We start from the raw sequence: 16,498 nt of genomic DNA on the forward strand, positions 1-16,498 counted from the left end.
CAACCGAGTGAGGTACTCCAATGGCCGTTAGCAAGGTTTCCGACGCCGATTTCGAAGCCGAAGTGCTCAAGGCGAACGGCCCCGTGGTGGTCGATTTCTGGGCCGAATGGTGCGGTCCCTGCCGCATGATCGCGCCCGCGCTCGACGAGATCGCCGGCGCGATGGGCGACAAGGTCAAGATCGTGAAGCTCAACGTCGACGAGAGCCCGAAGACCGCATCGAAGTATGGCGTGATGTCGATCCCGACCCTGATGATCTTCAAGGGCGGCGAGATGGCCTCCCGCCAGGTCGGCGCCGCGCCGAAGGCGAAGCTGCAGCAGTGGATCACCTCGGCGGTCTGATCCGCGGCGCTTCCGAAGAATTTGTGCAACGGCCGGCGCTATGCCGGCCGTTTTGTTTTGCTTAACTGGTCGTCCGTGAAGAGTGGCTAAGCGATTGAGCTAGAATCGCATTTGTCGTTGTGGACTGTTTTGCGTTTGCAGGGGTTTGATGCTTCGGGCGTCGGAACCTTGCAATTTCATTTTCAAGATTGAACGAAGCCGCTGGCGCGGCATGTAGGGAGGCATAGCAAGGATTGCCTCCTGTCTGAGAGGATTGCGGGTTTTCGAAGCCCAACCCTTTAGACAGGAGGTTTTCCGATGGCTGAGATCAGCCCACTTCGCCGCCGCATGATCGAGGACATGACGGTCCGCAATCTGTCACCGGCGACGCAGCAATCCTACCTCAACGCCGTAGCGAAGTTGAGCCGATATTTCGGTCGTTCTCCTGACCGCCTCGACCTGGAGGATATCCGTGCTTTCCAGGTTCATCTGGTTGCGACGGGGATGTCCTGGCCGGCGCTGAACCAGATCGTCTGCGCACTGCGGTTTTTCTACGGTGTGACGCTGGGTCATGACACCGTTCCGGAGCGCATCGCCTATGCGCGTAAACCGCGCAAACTGCCGGTGGTGCTGAGCGCCGACGAGGTCGTGCGCTTCCTGGAAGCAATCCCAAGCCTCAAGAGCCGTACCGCGCTGACCACCGTCTATGCCGCAGGCTTGCGCGTATCGGAAGTGGTCCTCTTGAAGGTTGTCGACATTGATAGCCAGCGGATGTTGATCCGGGTCGAGCACGGCAAGGGCGGCAAGGACCGTTACGTTATGCTCTCGCCGCAGCTTTTGAGGATTCTGCGGACGTATTGGCGGCTCACTCGGCCCAAACGATGGCTATTTCCCGGCCGCGACGACGAGCGTCCGCTCGTCCCTAACGTGCTGCACGCCGCCTGCCGTTCAGCCTGTACGGCGGCCGGCTTGAGCAAGTCGGTGACAGTGCATACGCTGCGGCACACATTCGCGACCCATCTCCTGGAGAACGGGGCCGACGTGCGCATCATCCAGGTGCTGCTCGGCCATGCCAGTCTGCAGAGCACGGCGCGCTATACCCAAGTCGCCACAAAGACCATCAGCAATACGCCAAGTCCGCTTGACCGGCTCCGCCTGGAGGTCGTGCCGCCCGGCTGAGCGGACCTGATGACTCCAGTTCTGGAAGTGGCGGATATCTTCCGCCGCCACGGCGAAGCGTTTCGGCAAGCTCGTGCCGGACATCTGGGTCGCGTCGAGCGGCGCGTCATGGGCGCGATCACGGCATGCCGGACGGCTGTGCTTGGCGGCCACATCGAGCAATGCGACGACTGCGGTGCCACCCGGATCGCCTACAACTCCTGTCGCAATCGGCATTGCCCGAAGTGCCAAGGCTCGGCGCGCGCGCAATGGCTTGCCGAGCGACAATCCGAACTCCTTCCCGTGCCATACTTCCACGTCGTCTTCACCTTGCCGGCGCCGGCCAGAGAGATTGCTTTCCAGAACAAGGCGGTGGTCTATGCCATTCTGTTCCGCTGCGCGGCCGAGACGCTCACCACCATCGCGGCCGACCCCAAGCATCTCGGCGCTCAGCTCGGTCTGACCGCCGTCCTCCATACTTGGGGTCAAACCCTGCAACACCATCCGCATATCCACTGCGTCGTGCCTGGTGGTGGACCTTCACTCGACGGCACACACTGGGTCGCTTGCCGGCCCGGCTTCTTCCTGCCGGTGCGCGTCCTCTCCAGGCTGTTCCGCCGCCTGTTTCTGCAAGAGCTGCAAGCTGCCTTCGCGGCTGGCCAGTTGGGCTTCTTTGGCGATCTCGCCCGTCTCGCCGATCCCGCCGCATTCGCCGAGCGCCTCGCTCAACTTCGATGGACCGACTGGGTCGTCTATGCCAAGCCGCCATTCGGTGGGCCCGAACAGGTGCTGGCTTATCTCGGCCGCTATACGCATCGCGTCGCCATCGCCAACAGTAGGCTGATCTCGCTTGCCGACGGCAAGGTGAGCTTTGCCTGGAAGGACTATCGGCAGAATCGTAAAACCAAAGTGATGACGCTTAAGGCCGATGAGTTCATTCGTCGCTTTCTCCTGCACACCCTGCCGGACAGCTTCCACCGCATCCGCCACTATGGTTTCCTCGCCAATGGCGGACGCAACGATAAAATCGCTTTCTGCCGTCAACTCCTTGCTGTCCGCAACGCTCCGACTGATCAAGAAGCCGGCGCCGATCCCCTCACCAAATGCGAGATCCCCGTCTGCCCGCATTGTGGCGGCACCATGCGGCGCGTCGATATCGTCCCGCGAGCCTGCGCGCGCGACCAGCCGTTTCATTGTGATACGTCATGACCAGCGTCTGTACCATCCACCCCTTCCGTAATCACCTTCTTGGTGGCAACGTCCGAAGTCGCCGTGGCCGCGCTCGTCACCGAACACCCCGCCAATCGTTCGGTAGCGCATCCCAGCGCTGCAAATCGCTCGCTGGATCGCGCCCTTGGCCCGATCAATCGGGCCCCTCACATCCGATGAATGACTCGCGGACGCGCGGCGACCACAGGCGAGCGTTCCCCGCAGCCGCACCCGCTGCACTATTCCCATAGCGCCCACAACTCCGCAGCTTCGTTCAATCCGGCTTCTATGAGGTCGCACGCACCACAGAGCGCGCGGCTCGCGCCTGCCACGCGACCTCACAGAACCCTCAAGATTCCGTCGAATCGCCAACCATGATTCCGTCATCACATCGGAGGTGGCGATGCGACCGAAGAAGCACAGGACGACGGGATCGGGCGATCTGTTCCGGGCCAGGCTGGACCAAATCATCAATATGAAGCACGAGCTGGTTCAGCTCGCCGGCAAGGTCGATTGGGACTGGATCGACGGCGAGATCGCGCCGCTCTATAGCGAGAATGGTCGGCCCGGGATCGCGAGCCGCTTCATGATCGGGCTGTTGCTGCTCAAGCACATTTACGGGCTGTCCGATGAGGGGGTGTGCGAGCGCTGGGTCCACGACCCATATTTCCAGTACTTCACCGGCGAAGAGTTCTTCCAGCACGCATTCCCGCACGAGCGCTCGGACCTGAGCCACTGGCGCAAGCGGCTCGGCGACAAGCTGGAGCTGTTGCTGGCCGAGAGCTTGCGGGTGGCACACGAGGCCGGCGCGTTACGCAGCCAGGACATCAAGCGGGTCACAGTCGATACCACCGTGCAGCCGAAGGCGATCACCTTCCCGACCGATGCCAAGCTCTTGCACGCGGCGATCAAGGGGCTCAACCGTCTGGCGAGGAAGCACGGGGTCAAGCTGCGGCAGTCCTATCTGCGCATTGCCAAAACCGCGACAATGATGGCGGGACGCTACGGCCATGCCAAGCAATTCAAGCGGCATCAGCGGCAGTTGCGCATCCTGCGCAGCCGACTGGGCCGGATCATCCGCGATATCCGCCGCAAGATCGAAGGTCAGGCTGTGCTTGAGAACACGTTCGCCCTCCCGCTCAGCCGGGCCTCGCAGATCCGCTCGCAGCAGCAACGCCAGCGCGGCTTCAAGCTTTATTCCTTCCACGCCCCGGAGGTGGAGTGCATCGGCAAGGGCAAAGCAGCCGCGCCTTACGAGTTAATGGCATGGACCACGCCCGCTCTCAGCGGCAACGTGCAGCCCGGCGGGGGGCAGCAGCAGGAGCGCAAGCCATGTCGAATACGAACCTTGTCACAATCGGCATCGATCTCGGGAAGAACACATTCCACGTCGTCGGTCTCGATGCCACAGGCGCAATTACGCTACGCAAGAAGCGGTCGAGAAATCAGCTTGACCAGTCGCTGGGCAATATTCCGCGTTGTCTGATCGGAATGGAGGCGTGTGCAGGCGCACATCATCTGGGGCGCAGGCTCGAGAAATTAGGCCATCAAGTACGGCTCTTGCCGGCGCAGTACGTCAAACCATACCTCAAGGGTCACAAGAATGACTTTCGGGATGCTGAAGCGATCGCCGAGGCCGCTCAGCGGCCGACAATGCGGTTCGTTCCAGTGAAGTCAGCCGAACAACTTGATTTACAGGCACTACACAGAGTTCGCAGTCGATTGGTGACGCAGAGAACGGCGGTCATCAATCAAATCCGGGGCTTTTTGCTTGAGCGAGGGCTACCAGTGCGGCAGGGAGCGGCAGCACTCCGACTGGCACTTCCTCAGATTCTCTCAGCGCCAAACGACAACTTATCGCCTCGCGTGATCCAGCTCATTCAGGACTTGGCCGAGGACTGGCGCTATCTCGACCGACGGGTCGCGTCAATGACGAAAGAAATCGACGAACTCGCTGATCAAGATCCACACTGTCGCCGCCTAATGAGTGCGCCCGGCGTCGGGCCGATCATCTCAAGCGCGATGGTCGCCGCCATCGGAACCGGTGATGCCTTCCATAAAGGCCGAGACTTTGCAGCATGGCTTGGTCTGGTACCAAAGCAAATCTCGACCGGCGATCGAACCATTCTCGGGCGCATATCGAGGCGCGGTAATCGGTACCTGCGAACGCTGTTTATTCAAGGTGCCAGAGCCGTACTTCTGCAGCGTCAGAGTTGGCCTCGGCATGGCTTCGCAGCCTGGTTAGAGGCAGCGTCGAAGCGGCTCCACTCCAATGTCTTGGTTGTTGCCCTGGCCGCAAAACTTGCGCGCATGGCCTGGAGCATGCTCGCAAAGGGCCGTGACTACGACGCCAACCTCCTGGGCCGCACCGCATAAGAAACAGGGCCGGAAAGGAAAATCCAAGGTCGGGATCAGAAGGCACAATAACCCGCCGAGGTTTGCGAGACGGAAAGGACGAATGGAGAAACGGTTCCACCGACACTTCTGAAGCCTGGTTCGACTCCATGGCCCTTCTTGAGGCCGGCGAGTTATTGAGGACAGAAGTGAGCGGATATCCATGATGGCTCGGGGCAACAGCCCCAAATTGAAGCCGGATAGATTGGCGCAAACCGCTTCATCCCTTTGTCGATTCCTCTTGCAACGCGGGCGTGGTCCATAGATCGGCGTCAAAGCCTCCATCGTCACCAACAACCGCCGTTCTCCCGGGGGCCTGTTCGTGCTGCACGCCAGGGCGCTACCCGATAACCCGTACGACGGTCACACCTTGCGGGACGTCATCGACCGCACCGAGACACTCACCGGCTGCGCGATCGAGCGGGCCTATGTCGACAAGGGATACCGCGGCCACGACGCACAAAATCCCCGACGGATCTTCATCTCCGGCCAGAAGCGCGGCGTCTTCGGTGTCATCAAGCGCGAGCTGCGCCGCCGCTCCGCCATCGAACCCATCATCGGACACCTGAAGGCCGATGGTCACCTCGGCCGCTGCTACCTCAAAGGCCGCGCCGGCGATGCGGCTAACGTCATCCTCTCAGCCGTGGGCCACAACTTCCGCCGCATCCTCGCCTGGCTCAGAGAACTCTTGTGCCTCATCCTGCTCCAGCTATGGCGCACGTTCGGCCGTCCCGCCCCGCTCAATTCGCCTTCTTAACGGACGACTAATCAGCGTCAGTGCCCGTTGAAACTGCTGCCGCGCACTCCGTCCTCATCCTGAGGAGCCCGCCTGAAGCGGGCGTCTCGAAGGATGGCCGCGGGAAAAGCTTCAAACGCGATAGTCCTGCCGCTTGCGGGGAAAGGGGGCGCACCTTTCGAGCCGACAGACTAATTAATCGGCCCCACCGTGAACGGTCCGATCGCGATGACGTGGCAGTCGCTGTCGCGCCTGGCGCAGTCGGCGAGCGCGGTGTTGACGGCGGTCTGCTCCTCGGCGGCCTTGAGGCCGAGGCCCGGGCGGCCGGCGGTGCCGACGGCGACGGCGTTCCAGCCCATGGCGTCACCGAGCTTGCGCACGACCTCGTCGCGGGCATCGGCCACGATCGAGGGATTGCTCGCGGCGTGGAAGAAGCCGGTAATCCTGAGCAGGGTCGGGATCGGCACGACGAAATTGTCGTCGACCGCGACGATCATGCAGGCGACGCCGGCGATCGCGCCGCACGATTCAAGCGAACGCCGCGCCGATTCCTCGGCGGATGATGCGCCCAGCACCATGAAGTATTGTCCGGCCGGTCCGAGCGCGACCGAGCGGGATTTCGCGGCCGGCACGAACATGTTCTCGAGCCGGACTTTCTGCGGATCGCGCACGATCGGAAAATCCTTCGAGGCGAACGCCCGCTCGGTCATGGCGTCGTGCCGGAAGTAGGGCGCCGGCGGCATCGGCGGCTTGCCGTGCGCGTAGACGACGTTGTTGCCGACCGCATAGAGCTCGCAGCGCCGCGGCGACTGCGCGGCATCGGCGCGCTTCTGGCACTGCTCGAGCGCGCCGTTGCGCGCGGCCTCCTCGCTCGGCTGGTTCAACACCGAGCCGGTGAAGCCGCCGACATTGAGCGCGAACGCCTTGTAGTCGCCGGCCGCGGCATAATCGCCAGCCAGATAGTTGCGGACGCGCTCGTTGATGAAGGGCACGCTGTCGGCCGAGAGCTTGCCTGTCATCGGCGATGCGGATGGTGACGGCGCGGGCACCGGCGCCATCGCAGCGCCGGCATTCGACGCAGGCATCGGAGCCATCGGCGCCTTTGCCATTTGGGTCGGCATCGGGCTCGGCGACGCCGTCATCGCCGTCGGTGTTGCGCTCGGCGTGGCAACGGCTGGCGCGGCCGGCGTCGATGCGGCGGTCGCGGTCTGCTTGAGCTTGGTGTTGTAGAGGAAGCCGGTGACGACGATGCCGACGATCGAGACCACGGCAACCACCAGCGGCCACATCCACACCGGCGCGGCGGCCACCTTCGAGGCCGCCTTCTTCAGTTGCGGCTTGGAATAGCTGCCGTCGTCGCGCCGCATCGCCACCATGTAGGCGTGCACCGGCGTCGGGATGTTCTTCACCTCCTGCGCACCGATATCGGCAAACTGAACCGACAGCTTGTTGGCGACCTGCTCGTGCACGGCGCGGGAGACGCAGATGCCGCCGACCTCGGCAAGGCCCTCCAGCCGCGCCGCGATGTTGACGCCGTCGCCCAATAAATCGCCGTCGCGCTCGACCACGTCGCCGATGGTGATGCCGATGCGGAACGACATCTGCCGGCTCGGCGGGTACGCCATGTTGCGGGTCCGCAAGCTCTCCTGGATGTCGATCGCGCAGCGCACGGCATCGACCGCGCTCGGGAATTCCGCGAGCACGGCATCGCCCGCCGTGTTGAAGATGCGCCCGCCGGCCTTGGCGATGAAATCGTCGATAACCTCGCGATAGGAGGCGAGACGCCGCAGCGTCTCCTCTTCGTCCTCCGCGACCAGCCTCGAATAACCGGCAATATCGGCTGCGAAAATCGCCGCGATCTTGCGTTTCATCTGTGACCCGCCCGGAACAAATTCGCGGGCGCAGAATGCCGCTATCTCCAGCGCGGCGCAACAAAGTTCAACGCCCGCCACGGTCGGTGGCGAGCGCTGAACTTATTCAGGAATTTTGAGCTGAGCCCCGGAGCGGTGCCCCGGGGCTTAGTGCATAGCCGTCGTGTTGAGCTCGTGCTGGATGCTCTTGTAATGATCGAGCCGCGCGATCGCGAGATCGAGCTCGGAGCCTTCCTGCTCGGACAGCTTTTCCTGCATTTCGGCGATCTTGTCGGCGAACTGCGCCCGATCAAGCTCCTCGATCGACGTGGCGACATCGGCCAGGACGGTGAGGCGATCGTCGGACACTTCCGCGAGGCCACCGGTCACGATGACCTTCTGCTTCTGGCCGCCGACAATGATGGTCAGGATGCCCGGCCGCACCGCGGCCACGAGAGGAGCATGCCCGGCGAGCACGCCGAAATCGCCTTCCCAGCCGGGGACGTCGACCTGGTCGACCTCGCCCGAGAATGCGAGCCTTTCCGGCGAGACGAGATCGAAGTGGAAGGTGGCCATGATGTACCTGCGAATAGCGAATAGCGAATGGCGAACAGCGAACCGAATGGGAGCAGCTATTCGCCACTCCCGATTCGCTATTCGCCAGCTTAGGCGGCCTCGGCCGCCAGCTTCTTGCCCTTCTCGACCGCCTCTTCGATGGTGCCGACCATGTAGAAGGCAGCTTCCGGCAGGTGGTCATACTTGCCTTCCACCAGGCCCTTGAAGCCCTTGATGGTGTCGGCGAGGTCGACGAACTTGCCGGGCGAGCCCGTGAAGATTTCGGCGACGTGGAACGGCTGCGACAGGAAGCGCTCGATCTTGCGCGCGCGGGCCACCGTCAGCTTGTCCTCTTCCGAAAGCTCGTCCATGCCGAGAATGGCGATGATGTCCTGCAGCGACTTGTAGCGCTGCAGCACCTGCTGGACCTGACGGGCGACGGCGTAGTGCTCCTCGCCGACGACCAGCGGGGAGAGCATGCGGGAGGTCGAGTCGAGCGGGTCGACGGCCGGATAGATGCCCTTTTCCGAGATCGCGCGCGACAGCACCGTGGTGGCGTCCAGATGCGCGAACGAGGTCGCGGGCGCCGGGTCGGTCAAGTCGTCGGCCGGCACGTAGATGGCCTGGACCGAGGTGATCGAACCCTTCTGCGTGGTGGTGATGCGCTCCTGCAGCGCGCCCATGTCGGTGGCGAGCGTCGGCTGATAACCCACCGCCGAAGGAATACGGCCGAGCAGCGCCGACACTTCCGAACCCGCCTGCGTGAAGCGGAAGATGTTGTCGACGAAGAACAGCACGTCCTGGCCCTGGTCGCGGAAGTGCTCGGCGACAGTCAGACCGGTCAGGCCGACGCGGGCGCGGGCGCCCGGCGGCTCGTTCATCTGTCCGAACACCAGCGCGCACTTCGACTTCACGCTCGGATCCGGATTGTGCGGGTCGGCGTTGACCTTGGATTCGATGAACTCGTGATAGAGGTCGTTGCCCTCGCGGGTACGCTCGCCGACGCCGGCGAAAACGGAGTAACCGCCGTGCGCCTTGGCGACGTTGTTGATCAGCTCCTGAATCAGCACGGTCTTGCCGACGCCGGCGCCGCCGAACAGGCCGATCTTGCCGCCCTTCGCATACGGAGCGAGCAGATCGACGACCTTGATGCCGGTGACGAGAATTTCGGCTTCGGTCGACTGGTCGGTATAGGTCGGCGCTTCCTGGTGGATGGCGCGGGTGCCTTCCGACTTGATCGGGCCGGCCTCGTCGATCGGCTCGCCGATGACGTTCATGATGCGGCCCAGCGTACCGTCACCCACGGGAACCGAGATCGGCTGACCGGTGTCGGTCACTTCCTGGCCGCGCACCAGACCTTCGGTGGCGTCCATCGCGATGGTGCGGACGGTCGACTCGCCGAGATGCTGCGCGACTTCCAGCACCAGGCGGTTGTTGCCGTTCTTGGTCTCGAGCGAGTTGAGAATGGCCGGCAGGTGGCCTTCGAACTGCACGTCGACGACGGCGCCCATGACCTGGGTAACGCGACCGATCTGTGTGGCTGCTGTAGCCATTTACTGTCTCCTTCGATCCGAATTTCGTGTCCGGTCAGACTGCTTCTGCGCCGGAGATGATTTCGATGAGTTCCTTGGTGATCTGAGCCTGACGCGTGCGGTTGTAGACCAGCGTCTGCTTGCGGATCATCTCGCCGGCGTTGCGGGTGGCGTTGTCCATCGCCGACATCTGCGCGCCATAGAACGAAGCGTTGTTCTCGAGCAGGGCGCGGAAGATCTGCACCGCGAGATTGCGCGGCAACAGGCGCGTGAGGATCTCGTCCTCCTCCGGCTCATATTCGTAAGAGGTCGCGCTGCCGTTCGCAGCGCCTTCCTCGACGACCAGCGGGATGATCTGCTGGGCGGTCGGGACCTGTGCGATCACCGACTTGAATTGCGAGTAGAACAGCGTACAGACGTCAAACTCGCCGGCGTCGAAACGGGCCAGCACCTTCTTGGCGATATCCTCGGCGTTGACGAAGCCGAGCTGGCGCACGCTGCGCAGGTCGAGATGCTCGACGATCTGCTTGTCGAACTGGCGGCGCAGCTGCTCGTAGCCCTTGCGGCCTACGCAGAAGAATTTCACCTCCTTGCCCTGGTTCATCAGAGCGAGCGCGCGCTCGCGGGCAAGACGGACGATCGAGGAATTGAAGGCGCCGGACAGGCCGCGCTCGCCGGTGCAGACCAGCAGCAGGTGAACCTGATCGCGGCCGGTGCCGGCCAGCAGCGCCGGCGCGCCGGGCGAGCCCGCCGCGGCGCTGGCGATGTTGGAGATCACCGCGCCCATCTTGTCGGCATAGGGACGCGCGGCTTCCGCCGCGGTCTGCGCACGGCGCAGCTTGGATGCCGCGACCATCTGCATGGCCTTGGTGATCTTCTGCGTCGCCTTGGTGGAGGCGATGCGGACGCGCATGTCTTTAAGTGAGGCCATTCTTCGTTCACCCCGGCGGTTCGACTGAAGCGTCGGACCGCTAGCCTGTCCCTATCGCAATGCCCGGCCGGGCGCCGGGCACGCGTCTTATTGGTTGCCTCTCGCGAAGCAGTCATGGCCGGACGGCTCCGGCCATGCCTGAATTAGGCGAAGCTCTTCGCAAAGCCTTCGACCACCGACTTCAGCTTGCCGGCGGTGTCGTCGGAGAGATCGCGGCTGTCGCGGATCGAGTTGAGGATGTCGACATGCTTGCCGCGCAGCAGCGAGAGCAGGCCGTCCTCGAACGGCTTCACCTTGTTGAGCGGGAGCGGATCGAGATAGCCGTTGGTGCCGGCCCAGATCACGCAGACCTGCTCTTCCATCTTCAGCGGCGAGAACTGCGGCTGCTTCAGGAGCTCGGTGAGGCGCGAGCCGCGGTTGAGCAGGCGCTGGGTCGAGGCGTCGAGGTCGGAGCCGAACTGCGCGAACGCCGCCATTTCGCGATACTGCGCGAGCTCGCCCTTGATCTTGCCGGCGACCTTCTTGGTGGCCTTGGTCTGCGCCGACGAACCCACGCGCGACACCGACAGACCGACGTTCACCGCCGGACGGATGCCCTGGAAGAACAGGTCGGTCTCCAGGAAGATCTGGCCGTCGGTGATCGAGATGACGTTGGTCGGGATGTAGGCCGACACGTCGTTGGCCTGGGTTTCGATGACCGGCAGCGCCGTCAGCGAGCCCGAGCCCTGGTCCTTGTTCAGCTTCGCCGCGCGCTCGAGCAGGCGGGAATGCAGATAGAACACGTCGCCGGGATAGGCTTCGCGGCCCGGCGGGCGGCGCAGCAGCAGCGACATCTGGCGGTAGGCGACGGCCTGCTTGGACAGATCGTCATAGATGATGACCGCGTGCATGCCGTTGTCGCGGAAGTACTCGCCCATGGTGCAGCCGGTGAAGGGCGCGATGTACTGCATCGGCGCCGGATCCGACGCGGTAGCGGCGACGACGATCGAATATTCGAGCGCGCCCTGCTCTTCCAGCACCTTCACGAACTGCGCGACGGTCGAGCGCTTCTGGCCGACCGCGACGTAGACGCAGTACAGCTTGATGTTCTCGTCGGGCTGCGCGTTGAGCGGCTTCTGGTTCAGGATGGTGTCGAGCGCGATCGCGGTCTTGCCGGTCTGTCGGTCGCCGATGATCAGCTCGCGCTGGCCGCGGCCGATCGGGATCAGGGCATCGATCGCCTTGAGGCCGGTCGCCATCGGTTCGTTCACCGACTTGCGCGGAATGATGCCGGGCGCCTTGACGTCGACGCGCATGCGCTTGTCGGCCTGGATCGGGCCCTTGCCGTCGATGGGGTTGCCGAGCGCGTCGACGACGCGGCCGAGCAGGCCCTTGCCGACCGGCGCGTCCACGATGGCGCGGGTGCGCTTGACGGTCTGGCCTTCCTTGATCTCGCGGTCGGCACCGAAAATAACGACACCGACGTTGTCGGTCTCGAGGTTCAGCGCCATGCCGCGGGTGCCGTTCTCGAACTCGACCATTTCACCGGCCTGAACGTTGTCCAGACCGTAGACGCGGGCGATACCGTCGCCGACGGACAGCACCTGTCCGACTTCGGAGACTTCAGCTTCCTGGCCGAAATTCTTGATCTGGTCCTTGAGGATCGCGGAAATTTCCGCGGCGCGGATGTCCATCAGCCTGCCTCTTTCATCGCGTGCTTGATCGAATTGAGTTTGGTGCGAAGCGAACCATCGACCATGCGGCTGCCCAGCTTGACGACGAGGCCACCGATGATCGCGGGATCGACTTTCACGTTCAGCGCGACGTCCTTGCCGGTCACCGACTTCAGGGCAACCTTCAGGGCGTCGAGATTCTTGTCAGAGAGCGCTTCCGCCACGGTCACATCGGCCGTCGTCTCGCCCTTGAACCTGGCGACGAGGACGCGGTAGGCGCGGATGACGTCGGACACCGCGAACAGGCGGCGGTTGGCGGTCAGCACCTTGAGGAAATTGGCGGAGATCCCGGCGATGCCGGCCTTGTCCAGCACGGCCGCGAGAGCCTTGGACTGGGTGTCAGCCGCGAACACCGGGCTGCGGACGAGGCGCTTCAGATCGGCGCTCTCGGTCAGCAAGGCATCGAATTTGTCGAGATCGGCTTTGACCTCGTCGACCAGTTTCTGGTCGCGGGCCAGTTCAAACAAGGCCGTTGCATAACGGCCGGACACACCTGAAACGGACGTATCTTCTGCAGCCACAGACGCGCTCTTTTTGCTGTCAAACTCGCAAGGGAAAAACCGTCGCCACGAAGCGGCGCCTAGCGATCCAAGCCCTTGGAATTCAAGCGGGACTTCGATTTTCGGCCGGCACGGGAGGTGCCGGATCCGTTAAAATCGCGGCTTTGCTAACATAGCAGGCGCGCACGTGCAACATGACGCCAAATTAAAGGCAAGGGTTCTGTCGCAGTGCTCGCACTCCGCGGGAACTCCCGGCGCTCGAAGGCGACGGGGCTTGCCGCGCCACGGAATTGCCATCAGCCCTGACGGCGGCATGCCGAGCTTTGGTTCCTGCCGCCAGCGCATACCCGCCATGAACACGGATCGCTGAGGCGTGATTTTCGGCCACCCCATTCCACTGGCTGAATACTTTCCCAATTCTAAACGCTGCCGGCTATGACTTCGTTTTACAGTATTGGTAAGTAATAATGAAGTTAACAAATCGTTAAAGCCCACGTTTGCGGAACATCGGCTGGATACCGTGCTGCGGTAACAAGATATTTCATCACGCCACATAGGGGATTTACTGCCCAATTCACGCCTCATTAGGAATCGAAACGCCAACCCGCTCACAAACTGATGGGGGCTCCACTAGCCACATATGTGGCAATACTAGCTTAGGGACCAATAAATGCTGTCTTTGAAGACGCTGGGCTTTGCGACCCGGCCGCGCACGGCGCTCGCTTTCGTCGCCGCAACTGTCATCGTCGGTGGAACTGCCACCGAGGCTTCCGCCAAATCCAGGCATCACCGGCATCATCACAGCCACCAAGCCCAAGCTGACACCAACGCGACCTCCGATTGGCGCAACGCCAATGCGGCGATGACGCCGTCGTCGGGCACGGGGCACAGCTTCTCCGGCATGGCCTCCTATTACGGCAACGAGTCCGGCAGCCGGACCGCGTCGGGCCAGCGCTTCAACCAGAATGCCCTGACTGCTGCGCACCGCTCGCTGCCGTTCGGCACCAAGTTGCGCGTCACCCACCGCGGCCAGAGCGTGGTCGTCACCATCAACGACCGTGGCCCGTTCATCCGCGGCCGGGTCCTCGATCTCTCCACCGGCGCTGCCCGCGCCATCGGCCTCACCGGCGCGGGCGTCGGCCGCGTCACCGCGGAAGTCGTCTCCTAAGGCGCCCTTCAAGCGCCTCACATTAAGCGCGCACTTTCCATCAGTTTGATGCGCGCATGAAACAAGCCCGCGGTCTTGGGGGACCGCGGGCTTTTTGGTGTTTGCTGTCCTCATTGCGAGCGCAGCGAAGCAGTCCAGAACCTTTTCGCGGAGGGATTCTGGATTGCTTCGTCGCAAGGACTCCTCGCAATGACGAGGGATAGATCGAGACCTACAAGAAGCTCTGTGGATCGACGTCGACTTCGAGCTTTTGGTTGCCCGTCGGCTTCGGGCAGACGGCGAGCCAGTTGCGCAAATAATCCGAGAGATCGAAGCCGCGCGCCGATTTCACCAGGATGCGGAAGCGGTAGCGGCCCTTGATGACCGCGAGCGGCGCCTCGGCCGGCCCGAGCACCACGACGCGCTCGTCGCGCGGGGCGAGCGCGACGAGACGGCGGCCGAGGCCTTCCGCGCTCGGGCGATCGCCTGCCGAAATGATCAGGCTCGCGAGCCGGCCGAACGGCGGATAGAGCGTCTTCTCGCGCAGATCGATCTCGCTGTCGTAGAAGGCCTCGCGGTCGCAGGCGACCAGCGCCTTCATGACGGGGTGATCGGGCTGATGGGTCTGCAGGTAGCCGACGCCGCGGCCCTGCTCGCGGCCGGCGCGGCCGATCACCTGGTTGAGCAATTGCCAGGTGCGCTCCGCCGCGCGCGGATCGCCGTTGGACAGGCCAAGATCGGCATCGACCACGCCGACCAGATTGAGCCGCGGAAAATTGTGGCCTTTTGCCACCAGCTGCGTGCCGATGATGATGTCGACGCGGCCCTCCGCGATCTCGGCAAGCTCCGAGCGCATCGTCTCGATCGAGGTGATGAGATCGCTCGACAGCACCATGGTGCGCGCTTCCGGGAACAGCGCGGCCGCCTCCTCCTGCAGGCGCTCCACGCCGGGACCGACCGCGACCAGCGATTCCTCCGCCGAACAGTTCGGACAAATGTGCGGGCGCGGCATCGAGAAGCCGCAATGGTGACAGACCAGGCGCTGGCGAAAGCGGTGGTCGACCAGCCAGGAGTCGCAGATGGTGCAGGCGAAGCGATGACCGCAGGCACGGCACAGCGTCAGCGGCGCATAGCCGCGACGATTGAGGAACAGCAGCGCCTGCTCGCGCTTTTCGATCGCGGTTCTGATCTCGGATGCCAAGCGCGGCGAGATATAGCGGCCGCGCGCAGGCGGCTCGCGGCGCAAGTCGATCGCCTCGATATGCGGCATGTGCTGGCCGCCGAAGCGCGAGGGCAGCGCGATGCGCTGATAGCGGTTCTTGCGCGCATTGACCTCGGATTCGACCGACGGCGTCGCCGAGGCCAGCACGACCGGGATCTTGGCGATATGCGCGCGCACCACCGCCATGTCGCGGGCGTGATAATGCACGCCCTCGTCCTGCTTGTAGGCTTGGTCGTGCTCTTCATCGACGACGATGAGGCCGAGATTGGCGTAAGGCAAAAACAAGGCCGAGCGCGCGCCGACCACGACCGGCGCGCTTCCCTCGGAGATCGCTGCCCAGTTGCGCGCGCGGGTGCGCGGCGTCAGCTCGGAATGCCATTCGATCGGCCGCGCGCCGAAGCGTTGCGCGAAGCGGTCGAGGAACTGGCCGGTGAGCGCGATCTCCGGCATCAGGATCAGCGACTGCTTGCCGCGGCGCATCGCTTCCGCCACGGCCTCGAAATAGACCTCGGTCTTGCCGGAGCCGGTGACGCCGTCGAGCAGCGCGACGTGGAAGGTGCCATTGGCCGCGAGCCCGCGCATCGTATCGGCAGCCGTGCGCTGAAGCGGCGAGAAATCCGGACGGCCGAAATCCGGATCGGGGGCCGGCGGCGGCGCAGGCGGAGGCATCGGCTCGACCGTCAGCGTGCCTTCGTCGACGAGGCCGTCGATCACGCCGGCCGACACGCCGGCCTCCTTCGCGGCTTCCGACTTGCCGTGCAGCAGCCGGTCCGACAGCACCTCGATCACGCGCGCCCGCGCCGGCGTCAGCCGCCGCGGCGGATCGCCGACGAGGCGCACCCCGGGCCGCACCCGCTCGGGGCCGAGATTTTCGCCCATCCGCAGGCACATCCGCAGCACCATGCCGCGCGGGCTCAGCGTGTAATCGGCGACCCAGTCCACGACCGCGCGCAACTCGGGTTTGAGCGGCGGAATGTCGAGCTTCTCGCTGACCTCCTTGAGACGGTTGTGCAGGCGCGAATCGGGATTGGCGTTCTCGCCCCAGACCACGGCCAGCACCTCGCGCGCCCCGAGCGGCACACTGAGGAGATCGCCGGCCTTCAGCTCCATGCCGCGCGGCACCTTGTAGGAATAGGTCTGGTCGAGCGCGACCGGCACCAGCACGTCGACGATGCGGGTCGCGTTGGCGGGGGCGGCGTTGCTGCGCGACGAATGATCCATCAACGGTCTTG

At 63.8% G+C, this 16,498-nt stretch carries 12 protein-coding genes and 2 pseudogenes; 7 read left to right on the plus strand and 7 right to left on the minus strand.

The window, feature by feature from the left end; translation table 11 throughout:
• The first annotated feature begins 20 nt into the window (after nt 1-20).
• The 6 genes and pseudogenes from trxA to ACNJYB_RS00365 form a co-directional block, all read left to right on the plus strand.
• The gene (gene trxA, locus ACNJYB_RS00340) at nt 21-341 is read left to right on the plus strand and encodes a thioredoxin (protein ID WP_008540017.1); all 321 of its coding nucleotides are present in this window, start codon (nt 21-23) and stop codon (nt 339-341) included.
• Nucleotides 342-638: 297 nt separating this feature from the next.
• Nucleotides 639-1,499, plus strand: a complete 861-nt coding sequence (locus ACNJYB_RS00345; RefSeq protein ID WP_439368084.1) for a tyrosine-type recombinase/integrase — start codon at nt 639-641, stop codon at nt 1,497-1,499.
• 6 nt (nt 1,500-1,505) lie between these two features.
• On the plus strand, nt 1,506-2,687 hold the full coding sequence (locus ACNJYB_RS00350) for an IS91 family transposase (RefSeq protein WP_439375460.1): 1,182 nt from the start codon (nt 1,506-1,508) through the stop codon (nt 2,685-2,687).
• A 403-nt stretch (nt 2,688-3,090) separates the two neighbouring features.
• Nucleotides 3,091-3,996, plus strand: a pseudogene (locus ACNJYB_RS00355) (IS5 family transposase); the annotation flags it as partial.
• A 23-nt stretch (nt 3,997-4,019) separates the two neighbouring features.
• Nucleotides 4,020-5,063 (plus strand): IS110 family transposase, encoded by a 1,044-nt coding sequence (locus ACNJYB_RS00360; RefSeq protein ID WP_128944741.1) that lies wholly within the window; start codon nt 4,020-4,022, stop codon nt 5,061-5,063.
• A gap of 286 nt (nt 5,064-5,349) precedes the next feature.
• Nucleotides 5,350-5,838: pseudogene (locus ACNJYB_RS00365) on the plus strand (IS5/IS1182 family transposase); the annotation flags it as partial.
• A gap of 170 nt (nt 5,839-6,008) precedes the next feature.
• On the opposite strand, the gene ACNJYB_RS00370 reads toward ACNJYB_RS00365, so the two are convergent.
• The 6 genes from ACNJYB_RS00370 to ACNJYB_RS00395 all read right to left on the minus strand — a co-directional run bounded on the left by ACNJYB_RS00370 (nt 6,009) and on the right by ACNJYB_RS00395 (nt 12,918).
• A complete protein-coding gene (locus ACNJYB_RS00370; RefSeq protein ID WP_439372178.1) occupies nt 6,009-7,688 on the minus strand; it encodes an adenylate/guanylate cyclase domain-containing protein in 1,680 nt (559 codons plus the stop codon).
• 147 nt (nt 7,689-7,835) lie between these two features.
• Nucleotides 7,836-8,243, minus strand: coding sequence for a F0F1 ATP synthase subunit epsilon (locus ACNJYB_RS00375; protein ID WP_439372179.1), 408 nt, complete (start codon nt 8,241-8,243; stop codon nt 7,836-7,838).
• 89 nt (nt 8,244-8,332) lie between these two features.
• On the minus strand, nt 8,333-9,775 hold the full coding sequence (gene atpD, locus ACNJYB_RS00380) for a F0F1 ATP synthase subunit beta (RefSeq protein WP_439372181.1): 1,443 nt from the start codon (nt 9,773-9,775) through the stop codon (nt 8,333-8,335).
• A 34-nt stretch (nt 9,776-9,809) separates the two neighbouring features.
• Nucleotides 9,810-10,685, minus strand: coding sequence for a F0F1 ATP synthase subunit gamma (locus tag ACNJYB_RS00385; RefSeq protein ID WP_439372182.1), 876 nt, complete (start codon nt 10,683-10,685; stop codon nt 9,810-9,812).
• A gap of 143 nt (nt 10,686-10,828) precedes the next feature.
• Nucleotides 10,829-12,358 (minus strand): F0F1 ATP synthase subunit alpha, encoded by a 1,530-nt coding sequence (gene atpA / locus ACNJYB_RS00390; RefSeq protein ID WP_439372184.1) that lies wholly within the window; start codon nt 12,356-12,358, stop codon nt 10,829-10,831.
• Nucleotides 12,358-12,918, minus strand: a complete 561-nt coding sequence (locus ACNJYB_RS00395; protein ID WP_439372186.1) for a F0F1 ATP synthase subunit delta — start codon at nt 12,916-12,918, stop codon at nt 12,358-12,360. Before ACNJYB_RS00395 ends, atpA begins: the two co-directional genes overlap by 1 nt.
• Before the next feature lie 649 nt (nt 12,919-13,567).
• On the opposite strand from ACNJYB_RS00395, the gene ACNJYB_RS00400 reads away from it, so the two are divergent.
• On the plus strand, nt 13,568-14,065 hold the full coding sequence (locus ACNJYB_RS00400) for a septal ring lytic transglycosylase RlpA family protein (protein ID WP_439372187.1): 498 nt from the start codon (nt 13,568-13,570) through the stop codon (nt 14,063-14,065).
• A 211-nt stretch (nt 14,066-14,276) separates the two neighbouring features.
• Here the strand turns inward: ACNJYB_RS00400 and ACNJYB_RS00405 are convergent, their stop codons facing one another.
• Complete coding sequence (locus ACNJYB_RS00405; RefSeq protein WP_439372189.1) at nt 14,277-16,487, minus strand: primosomal protein N'; 2,211 nt, start codon at nt 16,485-16,487, stop codon at nt 14,277-14,279.
• Between the last annotated feature and the right edge of the window lie 11 nt (nt 16,488-16,498).

Source organism: Bradyrhizobium sp. SMVTL-02, assembly GCF_051853005.1.
GTDB lineage: Bacteria > Pseudomonadota > Alphaproteobacteria > Rhizobiales > Xanthobacteraceae > Bradyrhizobium.